The 22,065-nt window shown below is 70.2% G+C and carries 22 protein-coding genes and 4 pseudogenes; 7 read left to right on the top strand and 19 right to left on the bottom strand.

The window, feature by feature from the left end; all coding sequences use genetic code 11:
• Positions 1-283: 283 nt before the first annotated feature.
• The 5 genes from AV541_RS10715 to carH form a co-directional block, all read right to left on the bottom strand.
• Positions 284-502 carry a DUF4926 domain-containing protein gene (locus tag AV541_RS10715; RefSeq protein WP_008631468.1) on the bottom strand — a complete coding sequence of 73 codons (219 nt, stop codon included), beginning with the start codon at positions 500-502 and terminating at the stop codon, positions 284-286.
• Complete coding sequence (locus tag AV541_RS10710; RefSeq protein ID WP_008631466.1) at positions 499-825, bottom strand: DUF6883 domain-containing protein; 327 nt, start codon at positions 823-825, stop codon at positions 499-501. Before AV541_RS10710 ends, AV541_RS10715 begins: the two co-directional genes overlap by 4 nt.
• Before the next feature lie 69 nt (positions 826-894).
• Positions 895-1,758: a complex I NDUFA9 subunit family protein gene (locus AV541_RS10705; protein ID WP_060384879.1), complete on the bottom strand. Its 864-nt coding sequence runs from the start codon at positions 1,756-1,758 to the stop codon at positions 895-897.
• A complete protein-coding gene (gene ldrP, locus AV541_RS10700; protein ID WP_008631462.1) occupies positions 1,759-2,346 on the bottom strand; it encodes a transcriptional regulator LdrP in 588 nt (195 codons plus the stop codon). It abuts the gene before it with no gap.
• On the bottom strand, positions 2,343-3,200 hold the full coding sequence (gene carH, locus AV541_RS10695) for an HTH-type transcriptional repressor CarH (protein ID WP_060384878.1): 858 nt from the start codon (positions 3,198-3,200) through the stop codon (positions 2,343-2,345). The genes ldrP and carH overlap by 4 nt, the downstream gene beginning before the upstream one ends.
• A gap of 110 nt (positions 3,201-3,310) precedes the next feature.
• Here carH and AV541_RS10690 point away from each other — a divergent pair, with 110 nt between their 5' ends.
• From AV541_RS10690 to AV541_RS11635, 4 genes and pseudogenes are all read left to right on the top strand, one after another.
• Positions 3,311-4,162: a phytoene/squalene synthase family protein gene (locus AV541_RS10690; RefSeq protein ID WP_060384877.1), complete on the top strand. Its 852-nt coding sequence runs from the start codon at positions 3,311-3,313 to the stop codon at positions 4,160-4,162.
• Positions 4,162-5,307: pseudogene (phr, locus tag AV541_RS10685) on the top strand (deoxyribodipyrimidine photo-lyase); the annotation flags it as partial. The gene AV541_RS10690 and the pseudogene phr, both read left to right, overlap by 1 nt.
• A gap of 137 nt (positions 5,308-5,444) precedes the next feature.
• A pseudogene (locus AV541_RS11720) lies at positions 5,445-6,127 on the top strand (IS200/IS605 family accessory protein TnpB-related protein); the annotation flags it as partial.
• A pseudogene (locus AV541_RS11635) lies at positions 6,125-6,430 on the top strand (5'/3'-nucleotidase SurE); the annotation flags it as partial. The pseudogenes AV541_RS11720 and AV541_RS11635, both read left to right, overlap by 3 nt.
• 75 nt (positions 6,431-6,505) lie before the next feature.
• On the opposite strand, the gene AV541_RS10670 reads toward AV541_RS11635, so the two are convergent.
• Positions 6,506-6,907 (bottom strand): SaoD/DsrE family protein, encoded by a 402-nt coding sequence (locus AV541_RS10670; RefSeq protein ID WP_008631445.1) that lies wholly within the window; start codon positions 6,905-6,907, stop codon positions 6,506-6,508.
• A 177-nt stretch (positions 6,908-7,084) separates the two neighbouring features.
• Between AV541_RS10670 and ago the strand changes: the two genes are divergently transcribed.
• Together ago and AV541_RS11315 are read left to right on the top strand one after the other, a co-directional pair.
• Positions 7,085-9,142 (top strand): protein argonaute, encoded by a 2,058-nt coding sequence (gene ago, locus AV541_RS10665; protein ID WP_060384876.1) that lies wholly within the window; start codon positions 7,085-7,087, stop codon positions 9,140-9,142.
• 252 nt (positions 9,143-9,394) lie between these two features.
• Positions 9,395-9,580, top strand: a complete 186-nt coding sequence (locus tag AV541_RS11315) for an SDR family oxidoreductase (protein ID WP_081424951.1) — start codon at positions 9,395-9,397, stop codon at positions 9,578-9,580.
• Positions 9,581-9,597: 17 nt separating this feature from the next.
• Here AV541_RS11315 and nagA read toward each other — a convergent pair whose 3' ends face one another.
• Positions 9,598-10,665, bottom strand: coding sequence for an N-acetylglucosamine-6-phosphate deacetylase (nagA, locus tag AV541_RS10660; protein ID WP_052037951.1), 1,068 nt, complete (start codon positions 10,663-10,665; stop codon positions 9,598-9,600).
• 65 nt (positions 10,666-10,730) lie between these two features.
• On the opposite strand from nagA, the gene AV541_RS10655 reads away from it, so the two are divergent.
• Positions 10,731-12,236, top strand: coding sequence for an alkaline phosphatase (locus AV541_RS10655; RefSeq protein WP_060384875.1), 1,506 nt, complete (start codon positions 10,731-10,733; stop codon positions 12,234-12,236).
• On the opposite strand, the pseudogene AV541_RS10650 reads toward AV541_RS10655, so the two are convergent.
• The 12 genes and pseudogenes from AV541_RS10650 to cobJ all read right to left on the bottom strand — a co-directional run bounded on the left by AV541_RS10650 (position 12,233) and on the right by cobJ (position 22,063).
• A pseudogene (locus tag AV541_RS10650) lies at positions 12,233-14,244 on the bottom strand (cobyric acid synthase). The gene AV541_RS10655 and the pseudogene AV541_RS10650 overlap by 4 nt on opposite strands.
• 251 nt (positions 14,245-14,495) lie before the next feature.
• Positions 14,496-14,765, bottom strand: coding sequence for a nucleotidyltransferase domain-containing protein (locus tag AV541_RS10645; RefSeq protein WP_244880687.1), 270 nt, complete (start codon positions 14,763-14,765; stop codon positions 14,496-14,498).
• A complete protein-coding gene (locus AV541_RS10640; RefSeq protein WP_039457443.1) occupies positions 14,762-15,760 on the bottom strand; it encodes a pyridoxal phosphate-dependent aminotransferase in 999 nt (332 codons plus the stop codon). The genes AV541_RS10645 and AV541_RS10640 overlap by 4 nt, the downstream gene beginning before the upstream one ends.
• 45 nt (positions 15,761-15,805) lie before the next feature.
• Complete coding sequence (locus AV541_RS13245; RefSeq protein WP_014511282.1) at positions 15,806-16,135, bottom strand: nucleotidyltransferase domain-containing protein; 330 nt, start codon at positions 16,133-16,135, stop codon at positions 15,806-15,808.
• Positions 16,074-16,493, bottom strand: coding sequence for a HEPN domain-containing protein (locus AV541_RS10630; RefSeq protein WP_060384895.1), 420 nt, complete (start codon positions 16,491-16,493; stop codon positions 16,074-16,076). The genes AV541_RS13245 and AV541_RS10630 overlap by 62 nt, the downstream gene beginning before the upstream one ends.
• A 9-nt stretch (positions 16,494-16,502) precedes the next feature.
• A complete protein-coding gene (gene cbiB / locus AV541_RS10625; protein WP_060384874.1) occupies positions 16,503-17,351 on the bottom strand; it encodes an adenosylcobinamide-phosphate synthase CbiB in 849 nt (282 codons plus the stop codon).
• A complete protein-coding gene (gene bluB / locus AV541_RS10620; RefSeq protein ID WP_060384873.1) occupies positions 17,348-17,995 on the bottom strand; it encodes a 5,6-dimethylbenzimidazole synthase in 648 nt (215 codons plus the stop codon). Before bluB ends, cbiB begins: the two co-directional genes overlap by 4 nt.
• Complete coding sequence (gene cobA, locus AV541_RS10615; RefSeq protein ID WP_060384872.1) at positions 17,961-18,668, bottom strand: uroporphyrinogen-III C-methyltransferase; 708 nt, start codon at positions 18,666-18,668, stop codon at positions 17,961-17,963. Before cobA ends, bluB begins: the two co-directional genes overlap by 35 nt.
• The gene (locus AV541_RS10610) at positions 18,665-19,027 is read right to left on the bottom strand and encodes a DUF3209 family protein (protein ID WP_008631423.1); all 363 of its coding nucleotides are present in this window, start codon (positions 19,025-19,027) and stop codon (positions 18,665-18,667) included. The genes cobA and AV541_RS10610 overlap by 4 nt, the downstream gene beginning before the upstream one ends.
• On the bottom strand, positions 19,028-20,131 hold the full coding sequence (locus tag AV541_RS10605; RefSeq protein ID WP_008631416.1) for a CbiX/SirB N-terminal domain-containing protein: 1,104 nt from the start codon (positions 20,129-20,131) through the stop codon (positions 19,028-19,030). It abuts the gene before it with no gap.
• The gene (locus AV541_RS10600) at positions 20,128-21,207 is read right to left on the bottom strand and encodes a cobalt-precorrin 5A hydrolase (RefSeq protein WP_060384871.1); all 1,080 of its coding nucleotides are present in this window, start codon (positions 21,205-21,207) and stop codon (positions 20,128-20,130) included. Before AV541_RS10600 ends, AV541_RS10605 begins: the two co-directional genes overlap by 4 nt.
• Positions 21,200-22,063 carry a precorrin-3B C(17)-methyltransferase gene (gene cobJ, locus AV541_RS10595; RefSeq protein WP_008631412.1) on the bottom strand — a complete coding sequence of 288 codons (864 nt, stop codon included), beginning with the start codon at positions 22,061-22,063 and terminating at the stop codon, positions 21,200-21,202. The genes AV541_RS10600 and cobJ overlap by 8 nt, the downstream gene beginning before the upstream one ends.
• Between the last annotated feature and the right edge of the window lie 2 nt (positions 22,064-22,065).

Below are 22,065 nucleotides of genomic sequence, written 5' to 3'. Positions count from 1 at the left end.
AGGCCTCCCGCCGCCAAAAAAGCCCCGCACCGGAGAGGAAACGCCTGCGGTCCACCCGCCACCCCCTTTGGGGGGAAGGGTAACCCCGGCCGTGGCCTGGAAGCGTGCCCCAGTTCACCTTGGTGGCGGCCTCTAAGCACCCCCGGGGCCCGAAAGAAGCTTCCCCAGCCTCATTCGGGCATCCCATACCGCTCGGGCAGGCTCGGCCCCAAGGTAGGGGCTTCACCTGGGAGGAAGAAGAGGCTGGACCCCGCCACGGGGGGCCGGGCCTACGGGCTTTCCCTCAAGGGCTCTTGGCCCGCAGGAGGGCGGGGCCCCTTAAGGGGGCGACCTCCTCCTCCGCCAGGCCTAGAAGGGCCAAAGTGTTCCCTTCGTGGTCCACGAACTCCACCATGTACCCCCCGTGGGGGTAGATGAGGACTACGGTCCCCACGTCCACGGCCTCGAGGCCCCACTCCCCCTTGTCCCGCTTCAGGACCACCAAATCGTGCTCCCGGATCATCCCCCCCTCCACGGGTAGGCCGTCACCAAACGGGCCGCCGCACCCTCCTTCCCAAGATACCGGACGCTCTGCAAAAGAACCTCCCGCCTAGGGCCGCGAAGGGGACCCCTAAGGACCCACACCAGACCCTCGCCCAGGAAGCCCGGTCTGCGGGCCACCTCCTCCGCCTCCTCGGCATGGCGGAGCAAGGCCCTTTCCAGGGCCTCGGGATTCCCCGGGGAAAAACCCAGGGCCATGAAGAAGCGGGCCTTGCTTCCCCCCTCGGGGTGTTTGGGGTTGAGGAGGTACTCCGTGAGCTTAGCCCTAGGGACAAAGAAGTCCATGAAGGAGGCTTACCGCACCCCCTTACCTCCACGGGCAAACCCCTCTTCTTCACCCCGAAGAGCTAAATCTTAACAGCGGAGGTACTGGGGCAAGACCTCCTCCAGGGCCTGGGGCGCGGGCAGAAGCTCCCTTAGGGCCTCGGGGAAGGGGGCGGTGTTCCCTTCCTTGAGCATGAGGTACTGGTCCTTTGTGAGGGGGGCAAAGGGCAAGGGGGAAAGGAGGGGGACGAGGCGGTCCATGAGCCAAAGGGGAAGGGAAAGAAAGGGCTTCCTCCGCCCCAGGACCTCCATCACCAGCTGGAGGAGCTCGCGGAAGGTGTACTCCCTAGGCCCCACCAGGTCGTAGGTTCCCTCGAGGCCCCGCTCCAAGGCCCCCACGAAGACCTCCACCACGTCCCCCACGTACACGGGCCTAAAGGGGAAGCTTCCGTCCCCGATGAGGGGCACGAAGGGCAAGGGGGCGCAGACGAGGCCCCTCAGGACACCGCCAAAGAACTCGTCCCCGGGGCCGAAGATGAGGCTTGGGCGGAAGATGGCGTGGGAGAAGCCGCTTTGGCGCACCAGGGCCTCCCCTTCCGCCTTGGTCCGGTGGTAACGGCTTGGGGCCTCGGGCCTCGCCCCCAGGGCGGACATGTGGAGGAGGCGGCCCACCCCGGCCCGTTCCATGGCCCTTAGGAGGTTCCTCACCCCGTCCACGTGCACCGCCCGGAAGGTCTGGCCCCTTTCCCGAATGATCCCCGCGAGGTAGATGGCGGCCTCCGCCCCCTTGAGGTCCGGCACCTCCCGGGCGATGTCCCCCTCCACCAGGACCGCTCCCTCGGGGAGGGGCCTGGACCTGCGGGCGAGGACCAGGGGGGTGTGGCCCCGCGCCAAAAGGAGGCGCACCACCTCCTGGCCCACGAAGCCCGTTCCGCCGACGACGAAGACCAGCATTCAGGCCGCCTCCAGGACGCCACCCGCCTCCCGCTCCAAGGCGGCGAGGTCCAGGAGGTAGATCCTGCGGTAGGCGGTGGCGATGAGCCCCTCCCGGCGGAGGTCGGCGAGGACCTTGGAGACGGACTCGCGGATGGAGGCGGTGGCGTCGGCGATCTCCTCGTGGGAGACGGTAACGTAGATGCCCTGCCTGTCCCGGGCCGAAAGCGGGGTGTCCGCCAGGAAGAGGAGGTAGCGGGCGATGCGGGCGCGGAGCTCCCCCGTCTGCAGGTGGGCCTCGTAGGCCTGGACCCGGCGCATCTGCCGGGCGAGGTTCCGCGCCACCCGGTGCAGGGCCTCGTGGTCCATGGCCCTGGGGTCCAGCCCCTGGACCACCGCCTCCGTCATGGCCTCGGCGGTGTAGCGGTAGGCCTTACCCTCCAAGGCCTCCTCCCCGAAGTAGTCCCCGGGAAGAACGTGGCGCAGGGTGATGAGGCGGCCGTCGGGGAGGAGCTCCACCACCCGCACCAGGCCCTCCTCCAGGCGGTAGAGGGTGCGGGCCTCCTCCCCCCTGAGGTAGATGGTTTCCTTCCGGGCAAACCTCTTCATATCGCCTCCTTTTCCGGCCCCCTAGGGAGCCAAAGCGCCTCGGCGAGGCCCTTCAGGTCCTCCATGTACTCGGCGCCGAGCCTCCTGGCCTCCTCCGGCCCCGCCCCCTGCCCCCCGAGGAAGACCCGGGGGGCGAGGTCCTTAAGGGCCCCGTCGGGGAGGGCCCTTAAAGGCTCGGAAAGGAGGGCGGAGAGGACCACCGCCCCCGCCCCGAGCCGCCGGGCCAAGGCCCTGAGGTCGGGGAGGGGGGTGTCGGGGCCGAGGTAGAGGGCGGGGACCCCTTTGCGGCGGAGGTGGTAGGCGGCGAGCATGGCCCCGATCTCGTGCCGCTCCCCGGGAGGGGTGGTGACGAGGACGGGGGGCCCCGGAGGAAGGCCCGCGAGGTCCAGAAGCTCCTGGAGCCTCGCCCGGAGAAAGGTGGAGGCCAGGTGCTCCTCCGCCACCCCGATCTCCCCCCGGTGCCAGGCCTCCCCCACCTCCCGGAGAACGGGGAGGAGGAGGTGCTCCAGGACGCCCTCCGGGCCCCAAAACCTGAGCCCCCGGCGGAAGAGGGCCTCGGCCCCGGCGAGGTCCCCCCGGAGGAGGGCCTCGAGGAGGCCGGTCCCCAGGTCCTCGGGGCGCACCCCCTGGGCCAGGTAGCGGCGGATGGCCGCTTTAGGCGTGGCCCCCTCCTCCAGCCAGCGCTTGATCGTCTTCAGGGCCTCCACGTCTTCCGCGCTATAGAGGCGATGCCCTCCCGGGGTACGCCGGGGCTTGGGGAAGCCGTAGCGGCGCTCCCACTGGCGGAGCACCTCGGCGGAAAGGCCGGTCATGGCTTCCACCTCGGCGATGGTGTACACCCCGGAGGAGGTCATGCCCTTAGGGTAGGGCGATGTATAGGTTTTGTCAAGCTTTTGTACATCTCTGCGGAGTGTAGTCGGGGCAAAAGTCCCCGAGGCCGCCTAGAATGAAAATGCCCGCAAGTATGGAGCCCGACTGGAAAGCCCTCCTCCGCGTCCTCCGCGCTCACTCTGCCACCTTCTACCTGGGAAGCCTCCTCTTCCCCAAGGAGGCCCGCAAGGGGGCCTGGGCGGTCTACGCCGCCTGCCGCCTGGGGGACGAGGCGGTGGACGGGGAGGGCGGGGGCCCGGAGGCCCTCGAGGCCTGGTGGGCGGGGGTGGAGCGGGCCTACCGGGGAAGGCCCCTCGCCGAGTGGGAGAAGGGCCTCGCCTGGGCCCTGGAGCGCTGGGACATCCCCTTTGAGGCCTTCCTCCACATGCGGGAGGGCTTCCAAACGGACCTCGGCCCCGTGCGGCTCGGGACGGAGGCGGAGCTCCTCCGCTACTGCTACCAGGTGGCGGGCACCGTGGGGCGGATGATGGCCCCCATCGCCGGGGGCGGCAAGGAGGCGGAAGCCCGGGCGGTGAAGCTGGGGCAGGCCATGCAGCTCACCAACATCCTCCGGGACGTGGGGGAGGACCTGGAGCGGGACCGGGTCTACCTGCCCTCGGAGCTCCTGAAGGCCTACGGGGTGCACCTGAGCGACCTGGAGGCCGGGCGGATCACGCCGGAGTACCGGGCCCTCATGGCCCACCTGGAGGGGAAGGCCCGGGCCCTTTACCGGGAGGGGCTTGCGGGCCTAGGCCACCTCAAGGTGGGCCGGGCGGCCATCGCCCTCGCCGCCTTGCAGTACCGGGGCATCCTGGACAAGCTCAGGCTTTCCGGCTACGACAACTTGGGAAGGCGGGCCCACCTCAAGGCCTGGGAACGGGTCCTTCTCGTCCCCAAGGCCTTCCTCGCCGCCCGCTTTCCCCCGAGACTGGAGGAAAGCCCCTGATGGGCCTCTTTCTCGTCTGGCACCGGGGCGACCTCCGCCTCCACGACCACCCGGCCCTCCTAGAGGCCCTGGCCCAGGGGCCGGTGGTGGGCCTCGTGGTCCTGGACCCCAACAACCTGAAGACCACCCCGAGGCGGCGGGCCTGGTTCCTGGAGAACGTCCGGGCCCTGCGGGAGGCCTACCGGGCCCGGGGCGGGGCCCTTTGGGTCCTGGAGGGCCTCCCTTGGGAGAAGGTGCCCGAGGCGGCGAAGAGGCTTCGGGCCAAGGCCGTCTACGCCCTAAGAAGTTACACCCCCTATGGCCGCCACCGGGACGCGAGGGTGCAAGAGGCCCTTCCCGTCCCCCTCCACCTCCTCCCCGCCCCCCACCTCCTCCCCCCCGACCTCCCCAAGCCCTACCGGGTCTACACCCCTTTTAGCCGCCTCTACCGGGGAGCCGCCCCGCCCCTTCCCCCTCCCGAGGCCTTACCCAAAGGGCCGGAGGAGGGGGAGATCCCCCGGGAAGACCCGGGGCTTCCCCTCCCCGAGCCGGGGGAGGAGGCGGCCCTCGCGGGGCTTCGGGCCTTCCTCGAGGCCAAGCTTCCCCGCTACGCCGAGGAACGGGACCGGCTGGACGGGGAGGGGGGCTCGAGGCTTTCCCCCTACTTCGCCCTCGGGGTCCTCTCCCCGCGGCTTGCCGCCTGGGAGGCGGAAAGGCGGGGCGGGGAGGGAGCGAGGAAGTGGGTGGCGGAGCTCCTCTGGCGGGACTTCTCCTACCACCTCCTCTACCACTTCCCTTGGATGGCGGAAAGGCCCCTGGACCCGAGGTTCCAGGCCCTCCCCTGGCAGGAGGACGAGGCCCTCTTCCGCGCCTGGTACGAGGGGAGGACCGGCGTCCCCCTGGTGGACGCCGCCATGCGGGAGCTCCACGCCACGGGCTTCCTCTCCAACCGGGCCCGGATGAACGCGGCCCAGTTTGCGGTGAAGTACCTCCTCCTCCCCTGGAAAAGGGCGGAGGAAGCCTTCCGCCACCTCCTCCTGGACGGGGACCGGGCGGTGAACCTCCAGGGCTGGCAGTGGGCGGGGGGCCTGGGGGTGGACGCCGCCCCCTACTTCCGGGTCTTCAACCCGGTGCTCCAGGGGGAAAGGCACGACCCCGAGGGGAGGTGCAAACAGTTGGGAAATAGTGCACACCACTTCACCCCAGCGCTCACGTGCTCTCACTTCCCGCCACCTCACCCCAGCGAGCCCCCGCGACATACGAAAAGCCCCGAAGCGCTATACTCCCCCACAGGAGGCCACAGGTGAAGGCCAAGCCTAAAGTCACGCGCAAGCGTACCTCGCAGAAGAGGGCGAAAACCTTCACCGGAGCCCACGCCCTCCTCCTCTTCCCTTCCGGAGAAGACCACAAGGCCACCCTGGACCTCATGCGCCGCTTCTCCGCCGCCGTGCGCTACGCCTACAACCGCTTGCTTGAGGGTCAGACCAGGGAGAACCTCAAACGGCAGGACGGCCCCCTCTGTTTCTTCTCCCGCCTCAACACCCGCCACGCCGACGACGCCGTCTTGAAGGCCCAGGCCGTTCTGGACTCCGCCCGGGAGAGAGGAGAAGACCCCCGGAAGGTCGCCTTCGGGGAAGGAAGCTCTTTGAGACCCTGAAGCGGGGGCACCTCTCGGGTAAGCCCCTGAAGGAGCTCAAGCGGGAGTGGAGGGAGAAGCGGCAAGGCACGCTCTACTCCCGTGGGGACAAGACCAAGGGGGGCAACCTCAACCTGAGGCTCCTCGTCAAGGAAGGAGCCCTGTGGCTCCGGATCAACCTCGGAAACGGAAGCTACGCCCACGCCCTGGTGAAGACCTCTCACCCAAACCTTAACGCCCTCCTCAAGGTGTTCCCCTGGCGGGGAAGCAACCAGAGGGTGTACGCCTCCCTTCCCTACAACGTGGAGCTCTCCCTCAAGGACGGCAAGGTCTACGCCACCTTCACCTGGCTCCTCCGGACCCTGGAAATCCTCCTCCGCCTGGAGCGGCCCTTCCTGGTGAACGTGAACCTGCCGCTCAAGCCCAAAGGGTTCCTCTGGACCCGGCAGTCGGTGCGGGCCTACGAGGGGGTGGTGATCCCGGGGGAGGACCCCATGGGCCGCCCCTTCTACTGGTTCGCCTCGAGGCCCCTCAAGGAGGCGGAGGAGGGGACGGACCGCTGGGCGGTGGCCCAGGGCTTCGTCTCCGCCACGCCCCTCCGCCTGGACCTCACCGACGAAACCCGGCTCCAGCCCACCCTGGCCCATGATTAGCGTCCTCATCCCCACCAGGGGGAGGCCCGGGTTTGTGCGGGAGGCCCTTCCACTTCCCGGCGCGGCGGGCCACGGCTACAGGGTGATCACCTGGTCCACCCGGCCCGCCAAAGCCCGGTAGAGGTCGGGGAAGCACCCCACCTCCACCCCCTCCACCACGTGGGGAGACACCCGGCACGTCCCAGGGGTCTTCCGCCCCTCTCCTTCCGGGGTGCACCAGCGGGGCTCCCCCTCGGCCAGGCCCCGCTCCAGAGCGCAGAGGTCGCACATCATGAGGAGGATGCCCTTCTCCTTGGCCACCTTGGCGAGCCGCTCCCCGATGGGGTTCCCTTTCTGCAGCACCAGGGTGTTGTCGTCAAAGAAGAAGATCCCCACCACCTCCACCCCGTGGGTCCCCGCCTCCAGCTGGGGGAGGATCATCTGGCCGAGTTTGTGGCTTGCCGCCCTAGGGCTTGAGAGCACGTAGGCCACGCGCACGGTTCACCTCCGCGAGCGCAGTATAGGGGATCTTCCTTTTGCATGGGGCCGCAGGGGGGGCCTTCCTGGGGTCCGGAGGACGTCTTCCTTCTCCCTCCGGACAGAGGTAGGGCTGGGCCGCTGGGAAACCCCCCTCCCTTGATCCTTGGCAGCTCTTATGCAAATCTGAACCAAGATATGAACCACCTTGGAAAAACGGAAGTGTTCCTCAACCGCTTCGCCCTGCGGCCTCTGAACCCGGAGGAGCTCAGGCCTTGGCGCCTCGAGGTGGTTCTGGACCCTCCTCCGGGGCGGGAGGAGGTGTATCCCCTTCTCGCCCAGGTGGCCCGCCGGGCGGGGGGCGTCACGGTGCGCATGGGAGACGGCCTCGCCTCCTGGTCGCCCCCTGAGGTCCTGGTCTTGGAGGGCACCTTGGCGCGGATGGGGCAAACCTACGCCTACCGCCTCTACCCCAAGGGGAGGAAGCCTCTGGACCCCAAGGACCCGGGGGAGCGGAGCGCACTTTCGTCTCTGGCCCGAAGGCTCCTTCAGGAGCGCCTCCGGCGCCTCGAGGGGGTCTGGGTGGAGGGGCTTGCGGTGTACCGGAGGGAGCACGCCCGGGGGCCCGGGTGGCGGGTGCTTGGGGGGGCGGTCTTGGACCTTTGGGTCTCCGACTCGGGGGCGTTCCTCCTGGAGGTGGACCCCGCTTACCGGATCCTCTGCGAGATGTCCCTCGAGGCCTGGCTTGCCCAAGGCCACCCTCTGCCCAAACGGGTCCGGAACGCCTACGACCGGCGCACCTGGGAGCTTCTCCGGCTGGGAGAGGAAGACCCCAAGGAGCTCCCCCTCCCGGGCGGCTTAAGCCTCCTGGACTACCACGCTTCCAAGGGCCGCCTCCAGGGCCGGGAAGGGGGGCGGGTGGCCTGGGTGGCGGACCCAAAGGATCCGCGAAAGCCAATCCCCCATCTGACGGGCCTTTTGGTGCCCGTCCTTACCCTGGAAGACCTTCATGAAGAGGAGGGAAGCCTGGCCCTCTCCTTGCCTTGGGAAGAGCGGCGTCGGCGGACCCGGGAGATCGCCAGCTGGATCGGCCGGCGCCTGGGGCTGGGCACACCTGAGGCGGTGCGCGCCCAGGCGTACCGCTTGAGCATCCCCAAGCTCATGGGCAGAAGAGCCGTGAGCAAGCCTGCGGACGCCCTCCGCGTGGGGCTTTACCGGGCCCAGGAGACCGCCCTGGCCCTCTTGCGCCTGGACGGGGCCCAAGGATGGCCGGAGTTTCTCCGGCGGGCCTTGCTCCAGGCCTTTGGGGCGAGCGGGGCTTCCCTCCGTTTGCACACCCTCCACGCCCATCCCTCCCAAGGCCTGGCTTTCCGCGAGGCGCTGCGGAAGGCCAAGGAGAAGGGGGTCCAGGCCGTGCTGGTCCTCACCCCGCCCATGGCCTGGGAAGACCGCAACCGCCTGAAGGCCCTTCTCCTCAGGGAGGGCCTTCCCAGCCAAATCCTCAACGTCCCCCTCCGGGAGGAGGAACGCCACCGCTGGGAGAACGCCCTCCTGGGCCTTCTGGCCAAGGCGGGGCTTCAGGTGGTGGCCCTGAGCGGCGCCTATCCGGCGGAGCTCGCCGTGGGCTTTGACGCTGGCGGAAGGGAGTCCTTTCGCTTCGGGGGCGCGGCCTGCGCCGTGGGCGGGGACGGCGGCCATCTCCTCTGGACCCTCCCCGAGGCCCAGGCCGGGGAGCGGATCCCCCAGGAGGTGGTCTGGGACCTCTTGGAGGAGACCCTCTGGGCCTTCAGACGCAAGGCGGGGAGGCTTCCTTCCCGGGTCCTCCTCCTTCGGGACGGCCGCGTGCCCCAGGACGAGTTCGCCCTGGCCTTGGAGGCCCTTGCCCGGGAAGGCATAGCCTACGACTTGGTTTCGGTGCGCAAGTCGGGAGGGGGGCGGGTCTACCCCGTGCAGGGGCGCCTGGCGGACGGGCTTTACGTCCCCTTGGAGGACAGGACTTTTCTCCTCCTCACCGTCCACCGGGATTTCCGGGGCACGCCCCGACCCCTGAAGCTGGTGCACGAGGCGGGGGACACGCCCCTCGAGGCCCTGGCCCACCAGATTTTCCATCTGACCCGCCTCTACCCGGCGAGCGGTTTCGCCTTCCCCCGGCTTCCCGCTCCCCTTCACCTGGCCGACCGCCTGGTGAAGGAGGTGGGCCGGTTGGGGATCCGTCACCTCAAGGAGGTGGACCGGGAAAAGCTCTTCTTCGTTTAGTGCCCAAGCGGGGCGGAACCCGGGAAAGGCCCCGGTCTGGGCGCGGCGGGCCAGGAAAAGGGCACACCAAATCCTGCGCCTGGCCCCTTAGGACGAGGCCATGGGGCGCGTAGGGTTTATCGGCCTTGGGCGCATGGGCTTGCCCATGGTCTAGAACCTGGCGAGGGCGGGCTACGAGGTTCTGGCCTGGAACCGCACGCCTAAGGAGGCGGCGGGGGCCGGGGTGGTGGTCACCGTGCTGGCGGACGGAACCTGGCCCACGCCGAACGGGAGGGGGTCACGGAGGAGGAGATCGCCCGCAGGACCACGGCGGGCATCCCCCTCAGGCGCTACGGCAAGCCGGAGGAGGCGGCGGAGGTGGCCGTCTTCCTCCTCTCTCCCCGGAACGGCTACCTCACCGGGCAGCAGGTCCTGGTGGACGGGGGGCTGGCGGTGTGACCCCGGGTACCGCTGGCCTACCGGGCCACCCGCCTTCCCCCCAGGTACACCGCCTCCACCCGCAGGTCCTCGCCCAGCACCAAAAGGTCCGCCCGCTTGCCAGGGGCGATCTCCCCCCGGTCCTTTAGGCCCAGGTAGCGGGCGGGGTAGGTGGAAAGCCTCCGCGCCGCCTCCTCCAGGGAAAGCCCGAAGGCCACCAGCTTGCGGAGGGCCTGGTCCATGGTGAGGGTGCTCCCCGCCAGGCTTTCCCCGAGCCACACCCCCTCCCCCCGCTTCTCCACCCGCTGGGCCCCCAGGGGGTAGACCCCATCCGGCATCCCCGCCGCGGCCACGGCGTCGGTGACGAAGTAGAGGCCGGGGACGCTCTTCAGGGCGAGGCGCAAGGCGGCGGGGTGCACGTGGAGGCCGTCGGGGATGAGCTCCGCCCAAAGGCCCCGCTCCAGGGCCAGGCCCACCACCCCCGGGGCGCGGTGGTGGAGGGGGGTCATGGCGTTGAAGAGGTGGGTAAAGCCCTGGGCCCCCGCCTCCAGGGCGTGGAGGGCCTCCTCGTAGCCTGCGGCGGTGTGGCCGAGCTGCACCCGGACGCCCCGGCCTACCAGGAGGCGCACCAGCTCCAAGGCCCCGGGGAGCTCGGGGGCCAGGGTCACCACCCGGACGGGGGCCCGGGCCAGGAGGTCTTCCATCCAGGCGGGGTCGGGCTTCTGGGGGAAGGGGGGCTGGGCGCCGAGGCGCTTGGGGCTGAGGAAGGGGCCTTCCAGGTGGACCCCGAGGAGGGCCTCGCATTCCCCCATGGCCTCGGCGATGCCCCGAAGGGCCTTCTCTATGGCCTCCGGGGGTGCGGTGACGGTGGTGGGGAGGAGGCCCGTGGTGCCGTGTTGGAGGTGGAAGCGGGCCATCCTGAGCACGGCCTCCTTCCCCTCCATGGCGTCCGCCCCTAGCCCCCCGTGGACGTGGAGGTCCAGGAAGCCGGGGAGGATGTAGGGGCCCTCCACGGGGGCCTCCTCCACGGCCAGGATGCGCTCGGAAAAGTGGAGCCTTCCCCGCACGAAGCCCCGAGGGGAGAGGATCCGGCCTTCCAGGGTCACGGGGTCATTATCCCCTGACCTTCCCCTGACTTGCGCTCCTTACTTTGAACTCGGAGGTGAGAAGCATGAAGCGAAGGGACATCCTGAAAGGTGGCCTGGCTGCGGGGGCCCTGGCCCTCCTGCCCCGGGGCCATACCCAGGGGGCTCTGCAGAACCAGCCTTCCTTGGGAAGGCGGTACCGCAACCTCATCGTCTTCGTCTACGACGGGTTTTCCTGGGAGGACTACGCCATCGCCCAGGCCTACGCCCGGAGGCGGCAGGGCCGGGTCCTGGCCCTGGAGCGCCTCCTCGCCCGCTACCCCAACGGGCTCATCAACACCTACAGCCTCACCAGCTACGTCACCGAGTCCAGCGCCGCGGGGAACGCCTTCTCCTGCGGGGTGAAGACGGTGAACGGGGGGCTCGCCATCCACGCCGACGGGACCCCCCTCAAGCCCTTCTTCGCCGCGGCCAAGGAGGCGGGGAAGGCCGTGGGGCTCGTGACCACCACCACCGTCACCCACGCCACCCCGGCGAGCTTCGTGGTGTCCAATCCCGACCGGAACGCCGAGGAGAGGATCGCCGAGCAGTACCTGGGGTTCGGGGCCGAGGTGTACCTTGGGGGCGGGGACCGCTTTTTCAACCCCGCCAGGCGCAAGGACGGGAAGGACCTCTACACCGCCTTCGCCGCCAAGGGGTACGGGGTGGTGCGCACCCCCGAGGAGCTCGCCCGTTCCAACGCCACCCGGCTCCTGGGCGTCTTCGCCGACGGCCACGTGCCCTACGAGATTGACCGCCGCTTCCAGGGCCTTGGGGTGCCGAGCCTCAAGGAAATGGTCCAGGCCGCTTTGCCCCGGCTTGCCGCCCACCGCGGGGGCTTCGTCCTTCAGGTGGAGGCGGGGCGGATTGACCACGCCAACCATTTGAACGACGCCGGGGCCACCCTTTGGGACGTGCTGGCGGCGGACGAGGTCCTGGAGCTCCTCACCGCCTTCGTGGACCGGAACCCGGACACCCTCCTCATCGTGGTCTCGGACCACGCCACCGGGGTAGGAGGGCTTTACGGGGCCGGGCGGAGCTACCTGGAGAGCTCCCGAGGGGTGGACCTCCTGGAGCCGCAGCGGGCGAGCTTTGAGCACATGCTCCGCGTCCTCGGCCAGGCCCCGGAGGCCTCCCAGGTCAAGGAAGCCTTCCGGGCCATGAAGGGGGTGGACCTCGAGGACGCCGAGGCGGAAAGGGTGGTGCGGGCCATCCGGGAGAAGGTCTACTGGCCGGAGGGGGTGCGCCAAGGGGTCCAGCCCGCCAACACCATGGCCTGGGCCATGGTGCAGCGGGACGCCAAGAAGCCCGACCGGCCCAACATCGGCTATAGCTCCGGCCAGCACACGGCGAGCCCCGTGATGCTCCTCCTCTACGGCCAGGGCCTGCGCTTTGTGAACCTGGGCCTCGTGGACAACACCCACGTCTTCCGCCTCATGGGGGAGGCCCTGGGCCTCCGCTACCAGAACCCGGTGATGAGCGAGGAGGAGGCCCTGGAGATCCTCAAGGCCAGGCCCCAGGGGATGCGCCACCCCGAGGACGTCTGGGCCTAAGGGCCCGGGTCGCGGGATCGGCCGGGGCCCGGTTCCCCTCCGTGGGAGCCGGGCCTTTTGGCTTCCTGGGCGGGAACCTTGCCCCCGCCGAGGGGCAGGGCCCGCCCCGCCACCAGGAGGTAGGCCTCCTGAGCCGCCTCGGCCAAAAGGGCGTTCACCTGGCCCAGGAGGTCCCGGTAGCGGCGGGCGAGGGGGTTTTGGGGGACGATCCCCATCCCCACCTCGTTGGAGACGGCGATGACCCTCTTGCCGCTTTCCTCCACCGCGCTTAGGAAGCGCCTCGCCTCCAAGAGGGGGTCCAGGCCCCGTTCCATCAGGTTGGCGACCCAGAGGGTGAGGCAGTCCACCACCACGGTGGGGTGGCGGGCCCGCTTCAGGGCCCCCGGAAGGTCTAGGGGCTCCTCCAGGGTCTCCCAGGTGGGGGGGCGCTCCTCCTGGTGGCGGCGGATCTTCTCCGCCATCTCCTCGTCCCGGGCCTCGGCGGTGGCGATGAGGGTGGCGAAGGGCCCGGCGAGCCTCTGGGCGAAGCGGCTCTTGCCGCTCTTTGCTCCTCCCAGGAGGAGGACGAGGCCGGGGGGTGGGGGCGGGTCTACGTCCGGGGCTTTCGCCCCGGTGGGGCTTGCGGGGAAGACCCTCCCCGTAAGCCCCAGGGCCCGGTGGAGGGCCCTTAGGTCCAGGTGGCGCTCCAGGGCGTCCGCCAGGGCCTCAAGGCCCTCCTCCAGGCCCCGCGCCTCCCGGCCGAAGAGGGCCTTCTGCACCCCGGGGTTTTCCAGGAGGCCGTGGAGCCAGGTGGCGAGGAGGCTTCCTTCCTGGTGGAAGAGGGGGAGGCCCTGGCCGTGGTGGATCTCGTACCCCTCCACCTCGAGGCCCTCAAGCCTTCCCCAGTACCCGGAAAGCCCCTGAAGCCTTACCCGCCTCCGCTCCACCGTCTTCTCCCGCGCCATCCGCACCCGGTAGGGGAGGAGGCCGAGGCCGGGGAAGTGGCCCCTTTCCTCCACCCCCTCCTCGTCCAGGAGGGCTTCGGAAAGCATCTCCGCCCCTCCGCAGACGGCGAGGACGGGCTTGCCCGCCTCCAGGTGCCTCTGGATCAAGGGGAGGAAGGCCCGAAGCCAGGGGAGGTCCCGCGCCGGGAGGCGGCTTCCCGGGAGGATGAGAAGCCAGGCCCCTTCCGCCTCCTCGGGGCTATGGGCGTAGACCACCTGGGCGAGCTCGGAGAGGGGCCAGAACTCGTCCAGGTTGGCGGCGTGGGGGTAGCGGAGGAGGGCCACCTTGGGGCCATTCCCGGCGGGCTGGCGGTAGCGGAACCCGTCCTCCTCGGGGAGGGCGAGGGGAAGGAGGGGGAGGGTGCCGAGGACGGGGAGGCCGGTCCAGTCCCTGAGGAGCGCGTAGGCGGGCTTCAGGAGCTCCAGGTCCCCCCGGAACTTGTTGAAGGCGAAGCCTATGAGCCTCTTTCGGTGCTCCCCCAGGAGGGCCCAGGTGCCGTAGAGCGCCCCCAGGGCCCCGCCCTGGTCCACGTCGGCCACCAGGAGGGCCTTGGCGTCCGCCCACTCGGCCGCTTTTAGGTTCGGGAGGTCGGGCCAGAGGTTCCGCTCCACCGGGCTTCCCGCCCCCTCCAGCACCAGGAGGTCGTACTCGGCGAGGAGGCCTTCCAGGGCCTCGCGGACGGGGGCCTCGAGGTGGGGCCTCCTTTCCTTCCAGGGAAGCCCGGAGAGGAAGGGGTCCACCTTCCCCCACACCACCACCTGGGCGCCCCTTTCCCCGAAGGGCTTCACCAGGACGGGGTTCATGCGCACCTCAGGCTCTACCCCCGCCGCCAGGGCCTGGAGCCACTGGGCGGAGGCGATCTCCCCCCTTGCACCACCCGGGCGTGGTTGGCCATGTTCTGGGCCTTGAAGGGAGCCGCCTTCAGGCCAAGCCGCCGGAAGTGGCGGAGAAGCCCCGCCGCCAGGAGGCTTTTCCCCACCCCGCTTCCCGTGCCCCAGACGATGAGGGCCTTAGCCCTTGGCAAGGCGCACCTCCACGGCCTTTAGGATGGCCCGGGCGTTTTCCAAGGCCTCCCTGGCCTCCGCCTCCGTGTAGGCCTCCTCCGGGGGAGGTCCTGGAGGAACCAGGCCAGGCTACGCCCCCACGGATCCAGGCCCTGGCCCGCCTCCCAGTCATTCGGGGCTTGGGCGAGCCAGCGTGAGGCTTCAAATCGGCGCTTTTCCACGCTCATAGATGGGCTTCGCCTCCCGGAGAACCCCCTTGAGGAAGGGGAGGTCAGGGGAGGTCCCGGCGCTCCCTACACTCCTCGGGGGTGAGGACGATGGCCTCCACGGGGAGGGGGGCGTCCTGGAGGAGCTCCAGGACGAGGCCGATGCGCTCAAGGGGAGGAAGGGGGGTGCGGGCCACCACCAGGAGGTCCAGGTCCGACCTCCGGTCCGCCGTCCCCCGGGCGTGGGAGCCGAAGAGGTAGATGGCCTCCAGGTCCAGGGCCGCCCGTAGCCGCCCCAGGGCCTCCTCCAGGTAGCGGGCAAGCTCCGGGGTCATGCCCTGAGTTTACCCGCGAGGACCTCCTCCAGGGCGAGGAGGAGGGCCCTTATGGCCTCCTCCCTCTGGGCGGAAAGCCTGAGCCACTCGGGGAGGCCAAAACTGGTGCAGTCCCGCACCCTTATGCCCCTTTCCCTCAGGGCCTTCGCCACCTCCGTGGCCCGGCCCACCCGCGCCATGAGGAAGTTGGCGGGGCTTTCCCGGACCTCGAGGCCAAGCCTCCTAAGCCCCTCGGCGAGGAGGCCCCGGAGGCGGAAGAGCTCCCTTTTGCTCCCCTCCAGCCAGGCCCGGGCCTCCGGGTCCAGGTGGGCGTGGAGGAAGGCCTCCCCGTAGACGGAGAGGGGCCAGGAAGGGGCCAGGTTCTGGAAGTGGGTGAGGTCCAGGGGGGCCAGGAGGTACCCCGCCCTGACCCCCGTGAGGCCGTGGGCCTTGTTGGGGCTATAGAGGCGGAAGGCCGTTTGGGGGAGGGGCGGGGGGGATTCCATGAGGTCGTAGTAGGCGAGGTCCAGGACCAGGGCGCCCCCTGCGCGCCTGGCCGCCTCCTCCAGGAAGGGGTAGACCTCCCCCGTGGGGTTGTTGGGCACGCAGAGGAAGGCGAGGGAACTTTTGGGAAGGAGCTCCAGGAAGGCCTCGGGGCTTTCCGCCTCCCAGAGGGGCAGATCCAGGGCCCGGGCGGCCCGGGCGTACTCGCCGAAGGTGGGGGGGAGGAGGAGGATGGGCCCCCGCAGGTAGGTCCAGCGGGCCAGGCGGTGGATGAGCTCGCTCGTTCCCGTGCCCACGGCCACCTGTTCGGGAGAGACCCCGTGGGCCTCGGCCAGGGCCCGGCGTAGCCTCCGGTAGAGGGGGTCGGGGTAACGGCTCGGGTCGGCCCTTCGCAGGTAGGCCAGGGCCACGGGGTTGGGGCCTAGGGCGTTGGCGTTGGTGGAGAAGTCGTAGAGGGGCTCGGGGCCCTCGTCGGTGCCCCCGTGGATGGGGCGGAGGACGTCGTCCAGCATGCCTTCCATGGTAGGGAAGCCGCGGGAGGCCGAGTGGGGCCCAGGCTAAGGACGGAGGCGGAGGGCCCCCTCCCGCATCCGGGCGAGGACGGCCTCGAGGCGGGCCGCCTCCTCCTCGGTGTAGGCGTGGAGCTCCAGGGGAAGGCCGGGGAAGGCCTTTCGGGCCAGGCGGTGGAGGTCCTCCCGGCGGGGCCCCCGGTAGAGGAGGAGGAGGTCCACGTCGCTTCCCACCGAGGCTCTTCCCCGGGCCCAGGAGCCGAAGAGCCAGGCCTCGAGGAGGGGAACCTCCTTCTCCAGGGCCTTAAGCCCCTCCTCAAGGCGGAGGAGGAGCTCCTCCCTCGTCCATCTGGGATAGAACACCTTCACAGTAGGCATACACCGCCTCCGCGTGTCCCAAAAGGCGCTCGGCCTCGCCCCGCCGGTAGCGCTGAAAAGGGGCGCCCTCCGGCAAGGCGTCGGGGTACCGGCTTGGGATGTGGGCCTTGTCCAGCTCACTGGCGGCGTCCAGCAACGCCTCGGGCACGGGGAGCTTTTGGGCCAGCTCCTCGAGGAGGCCCGCCACCGAGTGGCCCCAGGCCACGGCTCCCAGCCTCTGGAAGACGGCCTTCACCGCCTTTTCCGCCGCCTGTTGCGCCGCTAAGGCCGCCCACTCAAAAAACCCTTCCCGCAGGGAAAGCCTAGCCTGCTCCAGGTCCCGCTTGGCCTGAAGCAGGAAGTCCCGGCTCCGCTCCACCTCCAAAGCCTACCAAAGCCCCGTGGCCGCCGCGAGGAGGAGGCCCACCCCGTAGCCCAGGCCCCCCACGAGCCAGAGGGCCTTCCGGGTGTGGGAAGCCTTGGGGGAGGGGGCCAGGGGGTTCAGGGCGTAGGCCCCCCGCTTCCTCAGGCGCACCCCGAGCCTCAAGGCCAGGGCGGCCATGGGGAAGCCCGCGTTGGGGGAGGGGGTCTTGCGGGCCTCCTGGGGGAGCCTTCCCCAAAGCCCCGGTGGGCAGAGGAGAAGCCCGGTGAGCCGGGCCGGAAGCAGGTTCAGGAGGTCGTCCGCCCGGGCGGCGAAGGCGCCCCTGGCCCCGTGCTCCGGGTAGCCCCACATGGCGTCGGCGGTGTTGGCGTAGCGGTAGAGGGCGGCCCCCCCGAGGCCGAAGAGGGCGTAGTAGAGGAGGGGGGCGAGGAGGCTATCCGAGAGATTCTCCGCGAGGCTTTCCAGGGCGGCCTCCCGCACCTCCTCCGCGGAGAGGTCTTCCGTTCTCCGGCTCACGATGCGGGAAAGGCGCCTTCTTCCCGCCTCGAGGCCCTCTTCCAGGGCCTTCTCCACCCCAAAGACCTCCAAGAGGAGCATCCTCAGGCTGAAGAGGGGCTTGAGGAGGAGGCCCAGGACCACCCACCCCCAGGCCAAGGGCCTCAGGAGGAGGTCCAGGAGAAAGGCGGGCAGGGCGAAGAGGAGGGCCCCCAAAGCCCAGTAGAAGGCCCCGGACGGGAAACCCCGGACCCTCCTCCAGGCCCAGGCGAGGTACCGCCCCATCCAGACCACGGGGTGGAACCGGGAAGGGGGCTCCCCGAAGAGGGTGTCCAGGAGGAGGGCGAGGAGGAGGCTCACGGGAAGCGCTCCCGGTAGCGCAAAAGGGGCTCCCTTTGGCGCCAGCCCGCCCGCTCTAAAAGGGGTTCGTCCGGCCAGGCGCGGGGGTAGCCCAGGCAGAGGTAGGCCAGAAACCGGTAGTCCGGTGGGGCTCCCAGAAGCCTGGCCACCGCTTCGGGTTCCAGGATGCTCACCCAACCCACCCCGATCCCCTCGGCCCGGGCGGCGGTCCAGAGGTTGCCCACGGCCAGCACCACGGAGTAGGCGAGGGTCTCGGGCATGGTGTGGTGGCCGAGGCTCCTCGCGACGGGCCTTTGGAAGACGGCGAGGTGCAGGGGGGCCTCGAGGAGCCCTTCAAGCCGCAGACGGTCGTAGACCCGCTGGGCTTTTCCTTGAAAAAGGGCCCTCTCCCGGGCCCTTGCCTCTTGGTGGAGGGCGAAGACCCTTTCTTTTGTCGCCCTTTCCCGGATCTCCACGATGGCCCAGGGTTGGGTGAGCCCCACACTTGGGGCGGCGTGGAAGGCTTGGTAGAGCCTTTCCAGAACTTCCTCCGGAATGGGGTCGGGCCGGAAGTGGCGGATGTCCCGGCGGGTAAGGAGGGCCCGGTAGACCGCCGCTTTCTCCGCTTCGCTAAAGGCCGTGGTCCTTCGGGAGGAGTTCGCCATAAAGCCCCACCACCTTCCCCACCACCAGGAGGGCCGGGGAGGGGAGCCCTTCCCCGAGGCCCGGGAGGTCTTCCACCCGGCCCAGCCGCACCGCCTCCCCCGGCCAGCCCACCCGGGTGAGGAGGGCGAGGGGGGTTTCCGGGGGAAAGCGTTCCAAAAGCCTTTCCTTGAGCCCTCCCAGGGTGTGGAGGGGCATGAGGAGGACCAGGGTGTCCGCCCGGGGGAGGGGGAGGGCGGGGTCGTGCCCCGTGGCCACGGCGAAGCTCCGGGCAAGCCCCCGGTGGGTGAGGGGGAGGCCCAGGGCGGAAAGGGCTCCCACGGCGCTCGTCACCCCCGGGACCACCTCAAAGGGGATGCCCGCCCGCCTCAAGGCCAAGGCCTCCTCCCCGCCCCGCCCGAAGACCATGGGGTCCCCCCCCTTGAGCCGGGCCACCACCCGCCCCTCCCGGGCCAGGGCGATGAGCCTCGCCGTGATGGCCTCCTGGGGGGTCTTTCCCCCGTAGCCCTCCTTGCCCACGGGGACGAGCTCTCCCTTGGCCAGGGCGAGGACGCCGGGGTGGACCAGGCGGTCGTGGAGGACCACCTCGGCCACCTCCAAGACCCTCAGGGCCTTCAGGGTGAGGTGCTCCGGACCCCCAAACCCCGCCCCCACCAGGTAGACCTTCCCCCTCATCGCCTCCTCGGGAAGAGGCGGTGGAGCCTCCCGTGAAGGGCGTCCAGGTCCTGGTAGAGGGCCTCGGCCTCTGCCCTCAAGGCCTTCAGGCGCCCCTCCATGGCCTCCACCGCCAGGAGAAGCCCCCGCCAGTAGGGCTCTTCGGGCTCCTGGGCGGCCCTTTCCTCCAGGTGGAGGAGGGCCTCCCTCAGGGCTTCCTCCAGGGCGGGGAGGGTCTTGGCCTCGGCAAGGCGCTTGAGCTCGGGCCTTTCCCCAAGCACGGGGGCAAGCTCCTCCCGCTCGTGGAGGAGGTCGTGGGCTTCCTTTTCCAAAAGCTCGCCGATCGCGATCCTCAGGGCCGAAAGCTCGTGGCATGCCATCTAGATCACCTCCAAAAGCTTTTCCCGATAGACCTCCCCCCCTTCCAGGTGGGCCTTCCGCAGGGGGAGGACGTCCTCCGGGGAGAGCCCCCCGTAGACCACCCCCTCGGGGTAGGCGATGAGGACGGGCCCCTTGCCGCAGCGGCTGAGGCAAGGGGTGGGGGTGAGCTGGACCAGGGGACCGAGGTCCCTTAGGCCCTCCTCCAAGCGGCGCAGAAGCCCCAGGGCCCCCCTTTCCCGGCAGTCCTCCCCGGTGCAGAGGAGGAGGTGGGTGAAGGGCCCGTGGGGGTGGCGGCCCGGGGCGAAGAGGGCGTGGCGGAGGGCCCTTAGCCCCGCGATCTGGGCCTCCCGCCTCGGGGCGAAGCGGCCCAGGGGAAAGCGGTAGCGGCAGGTGTCGCAGGGGGCGTACCCGCCCTCCAGGGCCTCGCGGTAGCGGCCCTCGAGGGCCTCGAGGAGGGCGGGATGGCCCATGAGGGGGGGGAGAACCTCCAGGTCCAGGCTCCCTGCCCGGCCCCTCAGCCTCTCCTCCACCACCCCCCGGAAGAAGAGGTGGGGGAGGAGGAAAACCCTCCTCGGCCTCAAGGTGGCGAGGCGCAGAAGGGCCTCCCTGGGCGTGGGCCTCGCCTTGGCGGCGTAGGCGGGTACCGTGGGCACACCGGTTTTCTCCTCTATGAGCCGGGCGAGGGCCGCCCCTTCCGCGTTCGCCCCCGGGTCGGTGCCGCCCCTCAGGACCAGGACCGCCCCGTCCTGGGGCGTGGCCCCCCTGCGCCTAAGCCGCTCCGCCCAGAGGGCCACCAGGGCGGGGTGGGTGCCGAGGGGGCGGGCGAGGAGGAAGCGGGCCTTGGGGTACCTGACCCTGGCCGCCTCCAGAGCGAGGGGCAGGTCGGCCTTCAGGTGCCCCGCCCCGAGGAGGAGGAGGGGAAGGACCACTCCGCCTCCCCGCCTTGCAAGCTCCAGGGCACTTTCCAGGAGGGTGGGGCTTTGGTGCTCGATGAAGCCCAAAAGCACCTCCTCCCCGAGCCGCCTTTCCAGTCCCTTCCTGAGCCCCTGGGCCAGGGCCTGGGCCCTCGGGTCGGGGGAGCCGTGGGCGGCGAGGAGGATCACGGCAGGGCCTCCTCGGGGATCCCCAGGGATAGGACCCCCAGGGCCAGGGTGAGGTTCCCCCGCTTCGTCTTCTCCACGAGGAGCCTCGCCCCTTCCGCCAAGACGGCGGCCTCGGCCACCCCCCATAGCCCCGTGTGGCGGAAGACGGCCTCCGAGGGGTTGGGGATCCTCTGGGCGTTCAAGACCTCCTTGGGGTAAAAGCGCAAGGGGAGGCCCACCTCCTCGGCGAAGGCCAAAAGCCCCGCCTCGTCCCACTTGAGCTCGGCGGTGGCCAGGACCCTAAGGCTTTCCCGGGCGAAGCCCCCTTCCTCCAAGAAGGCGAAGACCTCCCGCCGGATCTCCTCCAGGGGGGTTCCCCGGTTGCACCCGATCCCCAGGACCAGGGCAGGGGGGTGGGCGAAGAGGGCGGGGACGGGAAGGGGGAAGGCTTTGCGCACGGTGAAGAGGACCATCCCCTCAACCCCTTCCGTCCTGGGCTCCTTGAGCACCCGCACCATGGGGTAGCGCCCCAAAGGGCTTAGGTCCACGCAGTCCGACCAGAAGCCCACGGGCCTCCCGTCCACCAGGAGGGCGGAGACCTCCTTGAGGGGGCTCCAGTCGGGGACCCGGGCCCCCAGGGCCTTCGCCAGGAGGTCGGGGGCGGGGGCGTTTAGGCTGTCCGTCCCCGTGGTGAGGACGGCCTCGCCCCCCAGGGCCTCGGCGAGGTGGCGGGCTAAGGGGTTCGCCCCGCCCAGGTGCCCGGCGAGGAGGGGGACGAAGTAGCGTCCCTTGAGGTCCACCACCAAGACGGCGGGGTCCACCCGTTTGCCCAGGATCAGGGGGGCGATGGCCCGGAGGACGATCCCCGAGGCCATGACGAAGACGTGGCCGTCGTGGAGGGGCCAGGTCTTGAGGAGGAGTTCCTTGATCGGCTCCTCAAAGTAGACCGCCTCCTCCAAGAGGCCCCGGTACTTGGCCGCGGCGTAGAGGGTGCTCCCGGGGAGGACCCGATGGATCCTCTCCGCCACGGCGAGGCCGGGGAGGGTGAGGGTGTAGACGGCCACCCTCTCAGGGCGCAAGGGCCCAAGCTCAGGCATCCCGCCTCCTCAGGGAGAGCCCCGGGGTTTCCCCGGGGAGGGCTTCCTTGGTGTCCAGGTCGTACTTCAGGGCGTAGCCCCTGGGGGTGAGGAAGGTGCCCTCGTAAAAGCGGCTTTGGCGGTTGCCGATGACCACCGTGGTGAGCATGCCCGCCTCCGCCTCCCTAAGCCCCTCCAGGGTGGTGAGGGCGACCTCCTGCCGCTTGCGGTAGGCGCTCTTCACCAAGGCGGCCGGGGTCTCCTTGGGGCGGTATTCCAGGAGGATCTCGGCGCTTTTTCTAAGCTGCCAGTCCCGCCTTTTGCTTTGGGGGTTGTAGAGGACCACCACGAAGTCCCCCTGCCCCGCGGCGTGGAGCCTCCGCTCTATGAGGGGCCAGGGGGTGAGGAGGTCGGAGAGGCTGATGAGGCAGGTGTCGTGGGCCAGGGGGCTTCCCAGGAGGCTCGCCACGGCGTTGGCCGCCGTGACCCCGGGGATGACGGCGAGGAAAACCTCCCCTTCCTCCCCGGCGAACCTTCCGGGAAGCCCCACCCCCCCGTCCACCCGCTTTAGGCCCCGCTCTTCCATGAGCTCCAAGACGGGGGCCGCCATCCCGTAGATCCCCGGGTCTCCCCCGGAGACGAGGGCCACCCTTTGGCCGGAAAGGGCCCGCTCCAGGGCCTCCTCCGCCCGGTCCAGCTCCTCGGTCATGCCCTTCCTGACCACCTCCTTCCCCGCAAGGAGCCCCATCTCTTCAAGGAGCTTCACGTAGGTGCTGTAGCCGATGACCACCTCCGCCCCTTCCAGGGCCTCCCGGGCCCTTTGGGTAAGGCCCGGAAGGTCCCCGGGGCCCATGCCCACCAGAAAGAGTTCTCCCATGC

It is taken from the genome of Thermus parvatiensis (assembly GCF_001535545.1).
GTDB lineage: Bacteria > Deinococcota > Deinococci > Deinococcales > Thermaceae > Thermus > Thermus parvatiensis.
This window is presented reverse-complemented; position numbering and strand designations above follow the sequence as displayed.

What these genes read in the sequence shown, in the direction of transcription:
- AV541_RS10655 (WP_060384875.1), top strand. Translation starts at nt 10,731, where the DNA reads ATGAAGCGAAGGGACATCCTGAAAGGTGGCCTGGCTGCGGGGGCCCTG.
- AV541_RS10705 (WP_060384879.1), bottom strand. Translation starts at nt 1,758, where the DNA reads ATGCTGGTCTTCGTCGTCGGCGGAACGGGCTTCGTGGGCCAGGAGGTG.
- ldrP (WP_008631462.1), bottom strand. Translation starts at nt 2,346, where the DNA reads ATGAAGAGGTTTGCCCGGAAGGAAACCATCTACCTCAGGGGGGAGGAG.
- cobJ (WP_008631412.1), bottom strand. Translation starts at nt 22,063, where the DNA reads ATGGGAGAACTCTTTCTGGTGGGCATGGGCCCCGGGGACCTTCCGGGC.
- AV541_RS10610 (WP_008631423.1), bottom strand. Translation starts at nt 19,027, where the DNA reads ATGGCATGCCACGAGCTTTCGGCCCTGAGGATCGCGATCGGCGAGCTT.
- AV541_RS10600 (WP_060384871.1), bottom strand. Translation starts at nt 21,207, where the DNA reads ATGCCTGAGCTTGGGCCCTTGCGCCCTGAGAGGGTGGCCGTCTACACC.
- carH (WP_060384878.1), bottom strand. Translation starts at nt 3,200, where the DNA reads ATGACCTCCTCCGGGGTGTACACCATCGCCGAGGTGGAAGCCATGACC.
- AV541_RS10640 (WP_039457443.1), bottom strand. Translation starts at nt 15,760, where the DNA reads ATGCTGGACGACGTCCTCCGCCCCATCCACGGGGGCACCGACGAGGGC.
- AV541_RS10715 (WP_008631468.1), bottom strand. Translation starts at nt 502, where the DNA reads ATGATCCGGGAGCACGATTTGGTGGTCCTGAAGCGGGACAAGGGGGAG.
- bluB (WP_060384873.1), bottom strand. Translation starts at nt 17,995, where the DNA reads ATGGCGAACTCCTCCCGAAGGACCACGGCCTTTAGCGAAGCGGAGAAA.
- AV541_RS10710 (WP_008631466.1), bottom strand. Translation starts at nt 825, where the DNA reads ATGGACTTCTTTGTCCCTAGGGCTAAGCTCACGGAGTACCTCCTCAAC.
- AV541_RS10690 (WP_060384877.1), top strand. Translation starts at nt 3,311, where the DNA reads ATGGAGCCCGACTGGAAAGCCCTCCTCCGCGTCCTCCGCGCTCACTCT.
- cobA (WP_060384872.1), bottom strand. Translation starts at nt 18,668, where the DNA reads ATGAGGGGGAAGGTCTACCTGGTGGGGGCGGGGTTTGGGGGTCCGGAG.
- AV541_RS10645 (WP_244880687.1), bottom strand. Translation starts at nt 14,765, where the DNA reads ATGACCCCGGAGCTTGCCCGCTACCTGGAGGAGGCCCTGGGGCGGCTA.
- AV541_RS13245 (WP_014511282.1), bottom strand. Translation starts at nt 16,135, where the DNA reads ATGCCTACTGTGAAGGTGTTCTATCCCAGATGGACGAGGGAGGAGCTC.
- ago (WP_060384876.1), top strand. Translation starts at nt 7,085, where the DNA reads ATGAACCACCTTGGAAAAACGGAAGTGTTCCTCAACCGCTTCGCCCTG.